The organism is Sediminihabitans luteus (assembly GCF_002797595.1).
Classification (GTDB): domain Bacteria; phylum Actinomycetota; class Actinomycetes; order Actinomycetales; family Cellulomonadaceae; genus Paraoerskovia; species Paraoerskovia lutea.
Genome location: NZ_PGFE01000003.1, coordinates 277115 through 288877, shown reverse-complemented (window position 1 = coordinate 288877; position 11763 = coordinate 277115). Strand labels below are relative to the sequence as shown.

Genomic DNA, 11763 nt, shown 5'->3' with positions numbered 1-11763 from the left:
CGTGCGCGCGCACGTGCCGGGCACCGGCCACGGTGCCAGACTCGCCGCCATGAGCGAATCACCCATCGGCATCATCGGCGGCTCCGGCTTGTACTCGCTGCTCACGGACCCGGAACCCGTCGAGGTCGAGACCCCGTTCGGGTTCCCGTCCGAGCGCCCACAGCGCGGGACGTTCGGCGGCAAGGACGTCGTGTTCCTGCCGCGCCACGGCGCCGACCACCGGCTGCCGCCGCACCGCATCAACTACCGCGCGAACCTCTGGGCGCTGCGCGCGCTGGGCGTGCGGCGCGTGCTCGCGCCCTCGGCCGTGGGAGGGCTGCTGCCCGAGCTCGCGCCGGGCTCCGTCGTCGTCCCCGACCAGCTGATCGACCGGACGTGGGGGCGCCACCACACGGTGTACGACGAGGTCGGGCCGGTCGTGCACGTCGGCTTCGCCGACCCGTACTGCCCCACGGGCCGCGCGACCGCGCTCGAGGTCGACGCGCCGTCCGCCCTGACCATGGTCGACGGCGGGACGATGGTCGTGATCCAGGGGCCGCGGTTCTCGACGCGCGCCGAGTCGCGGCGCAACGCGCAGGACGGCGGCACCGTGGTCGGCATGACCGGCGCGCCCGAGGCCTCGATCGCCCGCGAGCTCGCGCTGTGCTTCACGTCGCTCGCGCTCGTCACGGACTCCGACGCCGGGGTCGACGCGGCCACCGCGGTCTCGCACGCGGCCGTGCTCGAGGCGTTCGCGGCGAACGTCGGGCACGTGGGGACGCTGCTCGCGTCGGTCGTCGCGGCGCTCCCGGACGACGCGGACTGCTCGTGCCGGCACGCGCTCGACGGGCTGACGCTACCGTTCGAGCTGCCGTAGCGGGCGCGGGGCGCGCCGCCTCCGCGAGCGTCACGTTCTGGCCCGTTGGTCGCCAGGGTGACTCCGCGAGCGTCACGTTCTGGCCCCCTCCGAGCCCGCGGATCGGGCCGGAACGTGACGCTCGCGGGCTTAGGGGCCGGAACGTGACGCTCGCGCGCCACAGGGCCCGAACGTGACGCTCGCGCGCACCTACAAGCGCGCGGCGAGCTCCGTGAGCGCCTCCGAGACCCCGGCGTCGACCGTGAGCGTCGCGAGAGGGTCGCCGCGGGTCGCGCCCCGGTTGACGATCACGACGACCTTGCCGTCCTTGGCGGCCCGGCGCACGAACCGCAGGCCGCTCATGACCGTGAGCGACGAGCCGGCGACGAGCAGCGCCTCGGCGTCGTCGACCATCGCGAACGCCCGGTCGACGCGCTCGCGCGGCACGTTCTCGCCGAAGTACACGATCTCGGGCTTGAGCACCCCGCCGCAGAACTCGCAGGGCGCGGGCCGGAAGTGCGCGGTGGTCTCGATGACGGCGTCGGCGTCGGGCGCGATCTCGATGTCCTCGACCTTGCCGATCGACTCGACGAACCCGGGGTTGAGCGCATCGAGGCGCTCGGCGAGGTGCTCGCGCGAGATCACGCGCGAGCACTGCAGGCAGATGACCCGGTCGTAGCGCCCGTGCAGGTCGATCACGTTCCGCGAGCCTGCGTCCTCGTGCAGGAGGTCGACGTTCTGCGTGATGATGCCGCGCACGATCCCGCGCTCCTCGAGGCGCACGAGCGCCAGGTGCCCGGCGTTGGGGTGCGTGCGGCGCACGTGCTGCCACCCGACGTGGTTGCGCGCCCAGTAGTGCCGCCGGAAGTCCGGGTCGCCCACGAACTGGTCGTACGTCATGGGGTTGCGCGGGGGCGAGTCGGGGCCGCGGTAGTCGGGGATCCCGGAGTCGGTCGAGACACCGGCCCCGGTCAGGACCGCGAGGGTGCGCCCGCGCAGCAGCTCGATCGCCTGGTCGAGCGTCCCGCGCGCCACGGGGGCGTCCGGGTCGGGCAGTCGCGGCGTCTGCATGCGGGCCACGGCCGCGGACGCCGGGGTGAGGGGTTCGCGCGGCAGGTCGGGTCGGTCGGTGGGCACGACATCGAGCGTACGACGGCGGCGCCGCGGTGCGCGCTCGGGCGCAGGCTGCCCGCGCCGTCCTCCCCGAGCCCCACGCACGGGCCGCCGACGAGCGCCAGACCTTGACGTGGGAAAAGGCTTACCGTAGGTTGACGCGAGAAACCGGTTTCTCGCAGGGTTCGACGACGAGCCCGGCGCATCTCAACGAGGAGATCCATGACACCGACAGGCGCAAGGGCCCGCACGCTGCTGGCCGTCCTCACGGCCGCGGCGCTGACCGCGACCTCGGCCGTGACGGCGGTCGCCGCCGGCCCGGCCACGGCGCTCGACGCGAGCTCGCTCGCCGTCGGCGACATCGCCGCCGACACCCCGGTCGGCGACTTCACGATCCGCGCGACCGACGCGAAGAAGGTCACGGTCGACGCGAGCGACCGCACGTCCGACCGCGGCGACGTCTACACGCAGCGCATCAAGCTCAACGGCTCCGGCGCCGCGACCAACCGCTCGCTCGCGTTCACGGTCGACGAGGCCGCCGAGGTGCTCGTGCACACGCGCAGCGGCAGCGGCACGAGCGACCGCGCCCTCGCGCTCTACGACTCCACGGGCGCGCTCGTCGACTCGGTGCCGGCGCTCGCGGACGACGCGGGCGTGCCCATCGCGACCGAGACGCTCGACGTCCCGGCGGCGGGCTCGTACTGGATCGGGTCGCCCAGCTCGGGCGTCAACGTCTACTACGCCGAGGTCACCGACGGCAGCACGGTCGACCGCGCCCCGTGGTCGTCGGTCGCCGCACCCACGGTCGACGCCGTCGCGCTCGACCCGACCGACCCCTCGCGCCTCGTCGTGAGCTACACCGGCCTGCTCGGCACCGACGGGGCCGACGTCGCGCACGCCGTCCTGCTCGACGCGGACGGCGCGGTCGCGGACCGCGCGTTCACCGCGACCGACGGGGACTCGGGCACGATCGCGCTGACGCCGCCCGCCTCGGGCACGTACGCGGTGCAGGTCAGCCTGACGCGCTCGGGCGAGGCGGACGCGATCGTCTCGGCGCAGGCCGACGCGGGCGCGTTCGCGCTGCCGCTCGTCGGCCCCGAGATCAGCGGCGCCCTGACGACCGCCGTCTCGGGCGGCAAGGGCACGGTCACGGTCGACTGGGCCGCGACGCCCGAGGCCGAGACCTACACGGTCGAGACGAGCACGGACGGCGTCGACTTCACGACCGCCGTCGACGGGGTCACCGGCACCACGGCCGAGGTCACCGGGCTCGTCACGGGCGCGACGTACCAGCTGCGCGTCGTCGCGCACCGCGGGGCGGACTCCGCCACGGGCGCGCCGTTCGAGGTCGCGGTCGCGACCGAGGTCGAGCGCTGGAGCACGACCGAGGTCGGCTCGAACGCCAACAGCGGCGGCGGGGTCACCGACAACGGCGACGGGACGATCACGTTCGACGCGAAGGCCAGCTCGACCAAGCTCGCGTCGTCCGAGGACGGGTTCCAGTACTTCTACACCAAGGTCGACCCGACCACGGAGAACTTCACGCTCGACGCCACGTTCCGGGTCGACGACGCCTCGACGAAGGACAACCAGTCGGGCTTCGGCATCCTCGCCGTCGACTCGATGGTCCCGGGCTCGGGGTCGGACAGGTACTTCAACTCGGCGGGCGCGCTCGTGACCCGCTACGGCGAGGGCACCGCGACGATCACCGACGGCATGCCCGGCGGGCGCTTCGTCGAGGGCTACACGGGCGCGACCGACGACGCGACCGCGGGAGCCCGCGACTCGAGCGACTCGCAGGTCTTCGACCCGTCGTACCGGTCGGACGTCGCGGGCCCGAAGTTCGCCACGGGCGACGTCTACGACCTCACGCTGCGCCGGTCGAACACCGGGTTCCACGCGATCTGGCACCGCACGGGCGCCGACGGCACCGAGGACCTCGAGGTCATCGACTACGACCCGGACATGCTGCTGCAGCAGGACCCGGACGCGTTCTACGTCGGCATGGTCGCGGCCCGCAAGATCGTCGTGACGGTCACCGACTGGGACTTCACGACCATCGCGCCCGAGGACGACGAGCCCGCCCAGGACCCTCCGACGACGTACGTCCCGGCCTCGCTCAAGGTCGACGTCACGTCGACCACGCCCGAGGACTCGATCGACGTGCCGCTCGTGTCGACGATGTACGGCACGGGACAGATCCTCGACGCCGCGGGCGAGGTCGTCGTCGACGACGTCGCGCTCGCGCCGGGGGAGCGGGTGCTCGTGCCGCTCGCGCTCGAGCCGGGCGAGAACCGGTTCACCGCGCGCCTGCTGCCCGACGCGGAGCAGCCGCAGCTCGGCGAGTACGAGGCGATCGAGTCGACGGACCCGGTCGACGTCCCGCTGACGTTCACGGTGCGCTCGTACGGCGAGCCCGGGCAGTCGATCCGGGTCGCCCCGGACGGCACGCCCGACGGTGACGGCACGGCCGCGTCGCCGCTCGACCTGCACACCGCGGTCGCGTTCGCGCAGCCGGGGCAGCAGATCGTGCTCGCGGGCGGCACGTACACGCCCACGCGCGCGGTCGTCGTGCCGCGCGGTCGTGACGGCGAGCCGGACGCCCCCGTGACCCTCATGTCGCAGCCGGGGCACCGGGCCGTGCTCGACCTGTCGCAGTCGCCCGACGGCGGCCTGCGCCTGCGCGGTGACTGGTGGCACGTGTACGACCTCGAGATCACGCGCTCGGGCGACAAGGCCAAGCCGATGCTCATCGAGGGCAACCACAACGTGGTCGAGCGCGTCGTCTCGCACGACAACCAGGACACGGGCATCCAGATCTCGGGCTCGTCGACCGAGCCGCCGTCGATGTGGCCGTCCGACAACCTGGTGGTCTCGTCCGAGTCGTACAACAACGCCGACCCGGGCGGCAACGACGCGGACGGCTTCGCGGCCAAGCTCACCGTGGGCGAGGGCAACGTGTTCCGCGACTCGATCTCGCACCACAACATCGATGACGGCTGGGACCTGTACGCGAAGTCGACGACGGGCCCGATCGGCACGGTCGTGGTCGAGGACTCGGTCGCGTACGACAACGGTCGCCTCCTGGGCGACGACCCGCGCACGGGCGAGGGCAACGGGTTCAAGCTCGGCGGCGAGTCCATGCCGGGCGACCACCTGCTGCGCAACGCCGTCACGTACGGCAACCTCGGCACGGGCGTGACGTCCAACTCGGGCCCGGACGTGCGGCTCGACGCGGTGACCTCGGTCGACAACGACCGCGGCGTCCGCCTCGAGACCAACGCGAAGTCGACCGACTACCGGGCGACGGGCGTGCTCTCGTGGCGCAACCCGTCGGCGGACCTGCTCGCGCTCGTGCAGGCCGACACGTCGCTGCTGACCGACCCGTCGAACTACTTCGACGGGACGACGGCGGACGCCGCGGACGGCCGGCCCGCGTCGGTCGACGAGAGCTGGTTCGTCTCGACCGACGCCGAGGGGCTGCGGCCGACCATCGCGGCCGACGGCTCGGTCGACATGCACGGGCTCTACGAGCTGACGGACGTCGCGCCGTCGGGCACGGGGGCGCGGTTCGCCGCGAACGACGACCCGACGGTCATCGAGGTCCTGCCGCCCGTGACGGTCGCGCTCACGAACGTGGTCGCGCCGTCGCTCTCGGGCGACGCGGTCAAGGGCGGCACGCTCACGGCCGACCCGGGCGAGTGGTCGCTCGACGCGACGTACTCGTACCGCTGGCTGCGTGACGGCCGGCCGATCGCCCGTGCCGACGACGCGACCTACAAGGTCAAGCAGGCCGACACCGGGCACGCCCTGTCGGTCGAGGTCACCGCGACGGCCGACGGCGCCGACCCGGTGGTCGCGGTCTCCGCGGCGGTCGAGGTCGAGAGCAAGAAGTCCTGGGTCGAGACGGTGATCGAGCAGATCGTCGACTGGATCGCGCGGCTGCTCGGCCGCGGCTGACGCCTCGAGAGCCCCGTCCCCGATCAGGGGGCGGGGCTCTCGCGCGCCCGGGGTCGGACGGCGGCCCCGCGGTCGGACACCGAACGCGCGGTCGGTCCAAAATGCGACACGCCGCGTAAATAGTTCGTTAAGCGTCTAGTCGAACCAGGGTGTGGTGGGTAAGGTGAAGGAGACCGAACAAACACCCCCTCCGGGCGAGTGTCCGGCCCGGACGAAGAGCAACGAGGCCTTCTTCATGACCCCACGTCACCCCCGCCGCGGGGCGGCCGTCGCGCTTGCCGCGACCGTCGCGATCGCAGCATCCGCACTGGCCGCCCCCGCGGTCGCCGCACCGGCACCCGCCGCCAAGGCCCCCGTCGTCGACGGTCCGGCCGAGATCAACGGGTTCCGCTCCGTCGGCTACTTCCAGGCGCACGCTCCCAACCCGGAGGGTCGCAACTACCAGGTCGCCGACATCATCCGCTCGGGCGCGATCGACGACCTCACGCACATCAACTACTCGTTCGGGAACGTCACGACCGACCTCGTCTGCGACATCGTCGACGTCGAGGGCGAGGGTGACCCCGAGAACGACTTCACGCGGACCGTCTCGGCCAAGGACTCGGTCGACGGCAAGGCCGACAAGAAGAACCAGAAGCTCGCGGGCAACTTCAACCAGCTCAAGAAGCTCAAGAAGGTCAGCCCCGACACCAAGATCATGATCTCGCTCGGCGGGTGGACCTGGTCGGACAACTTCTCCGACGCTGCCTCGACCGAGGCCGGTCGCAAGAAGCTCGTGAAGTCCTGCGTCGACCTGTACATCAAGGGCAACCTGCCCGAGATCGACGGCAAGGGCGGCAAGGGCGTCGCCAAGGGCATCTTCGACGGCATCGACATCGATTGGGAGTGGCCTGCCGCCGACGGCGAGCAGCCGAGCCCGCGTCCTGCCGAGGACAAGGCGAACTTCCTCGCGCTGCTGCAGGAGTTCCGCACGCAGCTCGACGCCTACGGCGCCAAGACCGGCGAGGACTACCTGCTGTCCGGGTTCGCCCCGGCCGGGTGGGCTCCGCGCACCAACGGCGGCTGGGTCGACCCGATCGCGGTCGAGGCGTTCGACTACATCAACGTCCAGGGCTACGACTACCACGGTGGCTGGGTCGGCAACCGCACCGGTCACCAGGGCAACCTGCACGTGTACGACTGGCCGGTCGACCCGACCGCGCCCGACGGCGCGCAGACCCAGGCCAACTGGGGCCTCGCCGCTGACGGCCTGATGAACGCCTACAAGGCCGCCGGCTACTCGGGCGACCAGCTCAACCTCGGCATGGCCATGTACGGCCAGGGCTGGGAGGGTGTCTCGGACGCGAAGCCGGGCTCGGCCGCGACCGCGTCGATCGGCACGCCCACGTACAAGGAGCTCCGCAACGCGGGCACCGAGTACTACGACGAGGTGGCTGGCGCCGGCTACATCTACGACGGCGACAAGTGGTACAGCCTCGACACCGTGCGCTCCGTGACGGCCAAGGCCGAGTGGCTCGCGACCAACGGGTTCGGCGGCGCCATGTGGTGGGACATCTCGGGCGACTACGAGAACGAGCTCGGCGACGCCGTCGGCTCGACGTTCCGTGCCGCGACCCCCGGGCCGGCCGTCGCGGACAACTGCGCGGCTCCCTGGTACGGGACCGGCATCTACAGCGGCAAGGACGTCGTGTCGTTCGAGGGCGACGAGTACGCCGCGCAGTGGTGGACCCGTGACCAGAAGCCGGGCGACGTGAACGGCCCCTGGAAGAAGATCGGCCCGTGCGGCACCGCTCCGGCCGTCGACGCCGACCAGTGCGCACCCGCGTGGGACGCTGCCGCAACCTACTCGGGCGGCGACAAGGTCTCGCGTGCCGGCGTGAACCACACGGCACGCTGGTGGACGCGCGGCGAGCAGCCGGGCACGAACCCGACGGGCGCGTGGGCTGCGGGCCAGCCCTGCACCACCGCCTGACGAACCCCCGGTGGTGCGGTGCGCTGAGCCAACCGCACCACTGGGATCGGTCGGTCGATTCGCGGGGGCCTCGACCGGCCAGACCGGGGGCCCGGAGCCGATTTCGGTTTCGGGCCTCCGGCCAGGTATCCTGCTCGGGCTGGGTTCGCCCGGCTGGGTAGCGTGTCCGAGCGGCCTAAGGAGCACGCCTCGAAAGCGTGTGTGGGTGAAAGTCCACCGTGAGTTCGAATCTCACCGCTACCGCAGTACCGAAGGGCCTCCCCCGCAGAATCTTGCGGGGGAGGCCCTTCGGTGTTTCCCACACGCTTTTCGAGTCGTGAGTCCTCGTTGCTCAGCGCGAGGCGAACTCCTTCGTGCCGTGCTGCGGCGTCTCACGCCGGACCGCCGCGATCAGCGCCGCGATCTCCGGGATCACCTGAGGCTCGCCGTCGAGCGCGGCGTCAACCTGGTCGAGTTCTCGCGGGGTCAACCGGATGACACGGTCCCGAAGAAGAACCTCGCGGGCGTGTTCCATCGCGGCGCCGAGCACGAACGCGGACACGTCCTGCTGCTGGGCTGCGGCTGCTTCGCGGATCGTGGCGAGCGCCTCAGGCGAGACCCGCATGTTGAGGCGTTCGGACCGCGCGTGTGCGGTGGGCATCTCTACTCCCTGTGCCAGGTGGGGTGGGCGCTGGTCCGCCATTGTGCATCCATCGTACGTACCTGGTGCGTACGGATCAACCTGGATCCATCGTGGCGAACGTCGCACGGAGGTCCTTGGTCGTGAGGAAGAGGTTGAGTTCGTGGTCCAGGAAGCGCCGGAAGCCGTGCCTGAGGTAGAAGCAGGCGGCGTCTTCATGGAGTGCATGAACGACGACGATCTCGAAGCCGATGTCGTTCGCTGCAGCCAAGAGCCTTTGCAGGGCGTCGAACAGGAGCAGGCGTCCGGCGCCGTGACCCTGGTAGTCGCTGTCGACCGCGAGTCGTGCGAGGAGCATCGCAGGGACGGGATAGCGGCGGCTGCGACCCATGGCTGAGGCCGCATCGGCGGCAGACAGCTCGTACGTGCGCATCGAGTAGTACCCCGCGATGCGGCACCGCTGCTCGTCGAGGAGCAGTGTCGTCCGGACGTTGTCTCTCTTCTCGCTCTGGCCGGCGAACTTGGCGAGCCAGTCGTCGAGCTCGGGCTCGCCGCAGCTGAACGGATGAAGCTTGAGGGCCGCCGAGTCGAACGGCTGCGTGATGAGCATCCTGCTGGCGTACCTTCCGTCCGCGGTGACGAGTGCTGCTGCGGTCACCATAGAGCCAGGCGGAGACGCTGGGGCCGGCGCCAGGATCGTCGCGACCAACGCGGCACGGACAAGCCCACCGCTACCGCCCCTGAAGACCCTGAAGTCCCCGAAGCCACACGATTCCGGGCCCGGCGTTTCGCATCACGGTCACGCCCAGAGTTCCGCGACCCGCCCCGCGACCCTCACGCCCTGCGCGTGCCCGGCCCGCGCCGCCGGCGCCCGGGCCGCGAGGTTCATCATGTCGTCGCCGAACGCGTCGAGCGCGGCGGCGTCGGGGCCGACGACCTCGACGGCGGTGCCCTGCGCCTCGAGCTCCTCGACCTGCGCCGCGAGCTGCATGCGCCAGGCGAGCGGGTGCCGGGTGCGGCCGCCGAACGGTGACAGCACGAGCACGCGGTCGGCGCCTGCGGCGAGGTCGGCGTTCTCGTTGCGGCGGTAGCCGCCGTCGAGGTAGAGGGCGTCGCCGATCCGGTAGGGCGGGCCGTTCGACGTGCTCGCCGCGACGGCGTCGACGAGGTCGATCCCGCTGTCCCGGTCGAGCGCGAGCGCGTCGCCCGTGCGGGCGTCGACCGCGGTGAGCACGAGGTCGTGCTCGGGCCAATCCCGCACGGCGAACCGTGCGGCGACCCTCTCGCGCCACCGTCCCGACCACGCGCCGTCCGACGCGGCGTCGAGGGCGACGGCCGCGGCGCCCAGCCGGCGGCGCATGTCGGCGGCGTCCGAGGCGGACGCGATGATGCGTGCCGTGCGGTCGAGGTGGTCGGACGTCCCGCGAGCGGGCGCGCGCCCGGGACGGGCGGCGCCGACGGGGGTCGCGAGGACGTCGGCGAGGAGCTGCTGCGGCGACGACCCGGCGAGCTGGGCGGCGGCGGTCGCGCCGGCGGACGTGCCGATGGTGAGGTCGGGGCGGGTCACGTCGATGCCTGCGTCGGCGAGGCCGGCGACGAGTCCGATCAGCCAGGCGTTGCCGGCCGAGCCGCCTCCGCCGAGGACGAGGGCGCGACGTGCGGTGCGAGGAGCGTTCATGGTGGTGCCTTCCGGGGTGCGGTGCGGCGCTCCCCGGGCCGTGTCAGCCGCGCGATCGCTCGGGGGAGGAAGCGCCCATGACGAGTGCTGCGTGCACGGTGCTCACCTCCTTCGACGGCCTTCGATCGGTCCCACGCTAGCAGTCCTGGTCGCGCAGTCCTGGCTGGGAGTGCCGGCTGCAGGGCCGTGCGGGTGGCCAAGACGTCCGGCGTTGCCCGGCCGGGACCGATGGTGCATGATTCGAGTTCGGACGTCCGAACTTCTATCAGCAGGGTGGTTGAACAGTGCACGACCAGGCCGAGCCCGCCGTCGCCCCGGCCCCCGTGTCGGACGCCGCCCCCGCGGTCCCGCCCGCCGCGCGGCCCTCGCACGGGCTGTGGCGCCTCCTCGGCCCGGCGTTCGTCGCCGCGATCGCGTACGTCGACCCCGGGAACGTCGCCGCGAACCTCACCGCGGGCGCGCGCTACGGCTACCTGCTGCTGTGGGTGCTCGTCGTCGCGAACGTCATGGCCGTGCTCGTGCAGTACCTCTCGGCCAAGCTCGGCATCGTCACCGGGCGCTCGCTGCCAGAGGTGCTGGGCGCGCGGCTCGGGCGCCGCACGCGCCTCGCGTACTGGGGGCAGGCCGAGGTCGTCGCGGCCGCGACCGACCTGGCCGAGGTGATCGGCGGCGCGATCGCGCTCAACCTGCTGTTCGGCGTGCCGCTCGTGGTCGGCGGGCTCATCACGGGCGTGATCTCGATGCTGATCCTCACGATCCAGCAGCGCCGCGGGCAGCGCGTGTTCGAGACCGTCATCACGACGATGCTCGCGGTGCTCACGGTCGGGTTCTGCGCCGGCCTGTTCTTCGGTCCGCCCGACCCGGTCGCGATGCTCGGCGGCCTCGTGCCGCGGTTCGACGGCGCCGACTCGGTGCTGCTCGCCGCGTCGATGCTCGGCGCGACCGTGATGCCCCACGCGATCTACCTGCACTCCTCGCTCGCGCGCGACCGGCACGTGCCGGACGGCGTCGTGGGCGCCGTCCGCCGTCGTCGCCTGCTCGTCGCGACCCGCTGGGACGTCGTCCTCGCGCTCGTCGTCGCGGGCGGCGTCAACGTCTCGATGCTGCTGCTCGCGGCCGCGAACCTGCCCGGGCGCGAGGGCACCGACACGATCGAGGGCGCGCACGCCGCGATCGCGGACACGCTCGGCCCTGCCGTCGCGGTCGTGTTCGCGGTCGGGCTGCTCGCGTCCGGTCTCGCGTCGACGTCGGTCGGCGCGTACGCCGGCTCCGAGATCATGGCGGGCCTGCTGCACGTGCGCGTCCCGCTGCTCGCGCGCCGCGTCGTGACGCTCGTGCCCGCGATCGTGCTGCTCGCGACGGGCGTCTCGCCCACGTGGCTGCTGGTCGTGAGCCAGGTGGTGCTGAGCTTCGGGATCCCGTTCGCGATGATCCCGCTCGTGCGGCTCACGCGCTCGCGCGAGCTCATGGGCGACGACCGGAACGCGACCGCGACCCAGGTCGCCGCGTGGGCCGTGGCCGGGATCATCGTCGCGCTCAACGCGACGCTGCTCTGGTTGACGTTCACCGCCTGAGCGACCATGGGC

General features: G+C 72.2%; 8 protein-coding genes and 1 tRNA gene. 5 read left to right on the top strand and 4 right to left on the bottom strand.

The window, feature by feature from the left end:
* The first annotated feature begins 49 nt into the window (after positions 1 to 49).
* Positions 50 to 856: an S-methyl-5'-thioadenosine phosphorylase gene (locus CLV28_RS10970; RefSeq protein ID WP_100423478.1), complete on the top strand. Its 807-nt coding sequence runs from the start codon at positions 50 to 52 to the stop codon at positions 854 to 856.
* 189 nt (positions 857 to 1045) lie between these two features.
* Here CLV28_RS10970 and CLV28_RS10965 read toward each other — a convergent pair whose 3' ends face one another.
* Positions 1046 to 1906 carry a Sir2 family NAD-dependent protein deacetylase gene (locus tag CLV28_RS10965; protein ID WP_100423477.1) on the bottom strand — a complete coding sequence of 287 codons (861 nt, stop codon included), beginning with the start codon at positions 1904 to 1906 and terminating at the stop codon, positions 1046 to 1048.
* Positions 1907 to 2170: 264 nt separating this feature from the next.
* Between CLV28_RS10965 and CLV28_RS10960 the strand changes: the two genes are divergently transcribed.
* From CLV28_RS10960 to CLV28_RS10950, 3 genes are all read left to right on the top strand, one after another.
* A complete protein-coding gene (locus CLV28_RS10960; protein ID WP_100423353.1) occupies positions 2171 to 5908 on the top strand; it encodes a right-handed parallel beta-helix repeat-containing protein in 3738 nt (1245 codons plus the stop codon).
* 235 nt (positions 5909 to 6143) lie between these two features.
* Entirely contained in the window at positions 6144 to 7880 is a 1737-nt protein-coding gene (locus tag CLV28_RS10955) for a glycosyl hydrolase family 18 protein (RefSeq protein WP_100423352.1), read from the top strand.
* Between the two features lie 156 nt (positions 7881 to 8036).
* Positions 8037 to 8123 (top strand) — tRNA-Ser (locus CLV28_RS10950).
* 88 nt (positions 8124 to 8211) lie between these two features.
* Here CLV28_RS10950 and CLV28_RS15555 read toward each other — a convergent pair.
* The 3 genes from CLV28_RS15555 to CLV28_RS10935 form a co-directional block, all read right to left on the bottom strand.
* Complete coding sequence (locus CLV28_RS15555; protein ID WP_157802611.1) at positions 8212 to 8520, bottom strand: type II toxin-antitoxin system TacA family antitoxin; 309 nt, start codon at positions 8518 to 8520, stop codon at positions 8212 to 8214.
* Between the two features lie 76 nt (positions 8521 to 8596).
* Positions 8597 to 9160, bottom strand: coding sequence for a GNAT family N-acetyltransferase (locus CLV28_RS10940; RefSeq protein ID WP_100423351.1), 564 nt, complete (start codon positions 9158 to 9160; stop codon positions 8597 to 8599).
* A 138-nt stretch (positions 9161 to 9298) separates the two neighbouring features.
* Positions 9299 to 10177: a patatin-like phospholipase family protein gene (locus CLV28_RS10935; RefSeq protein ID WP_100423350.1), complete on the bottom strand. Its 879-nt coding sequence runs from the start codon at positions 10175 to 10177 to the stop codon at positions 9299 to 9301.
* A gap of 323 nt (positions 10178 to 10500) precedes the next feature.
* Here CLV28_RS10935 and CLV28_RS10930 point away from each other — a divergent pair, with 323 nt between their 5' ends.
* Positions 10501 to 11751 (top strand): Nramp family divalent metal transporter, encoded by a 1251-nt coding sequence (locus tag CLV28_RS10930; RefSeq protein WP_100423475.1) that lies wholly within the window; start codon positions 10501 to 10503, stop codon positions 11749 to 11751.
* Positions 11752 to 11763: the final 12 nt, after the last annotated feature.

What these genes read in the sequence shown, in the direction of transcription:
- CLV28_RS10970 (WP_100423478.1), top strand. Translation starts at nt 50, where the DNA reads ATGAGCGAATCACCCATCGGCATCATCGGCGGCTCCGGCTTGTACTCG.
- CLV28_RS10965 (WP_100423477.1), bottom strand. Translation starts at nt 1,906, where the DNA reads ATGCAGACGCCGCGACTGCCCGACCCGGACGCCCCCGTGGCGCGCGGG.
- CLV28_RS10960 (WP_100423353.1), top strand. Translation starts at nt 2,171, where the DNA reads ATGACACCGACAGGCGCAAGGGCCCGCACGCTGCTGGCCGTCCTCACG.
- CLV28_RS10955 (WP_100423352.1), top strand. Translation starts at nt 6,144, where the DNA reads ATGACCCCACGTCACCCCCGCCGCGGGGCGGCCGTCGCGCTTGCCGCG.
- CLV28_RS15555 (WP_157802611.1), bottom strand. Translation starts at nt 8,520, where the DNA reads ATGCCCACCGCACACGCGCGGTCCGAACGCCTCAACATGCGGGTCTCG.
- CLV28_RS10940 (WP_100423351.1), bottom strand. Translation starts at nt 9,160, where the DNA reads ATGGTGACCGCAGCAGCACTCGTCACCGCGGACGGAAGGTACGCCAGC.
- CLV28_RS10935 (WP_100423350.1), bottom strand. Translation starts at nt 10,177, where the DNA reads ATGAACGCTCCTCGCACCGCACGTCGCGCCCTCGTCCTCGGCGGAGGC.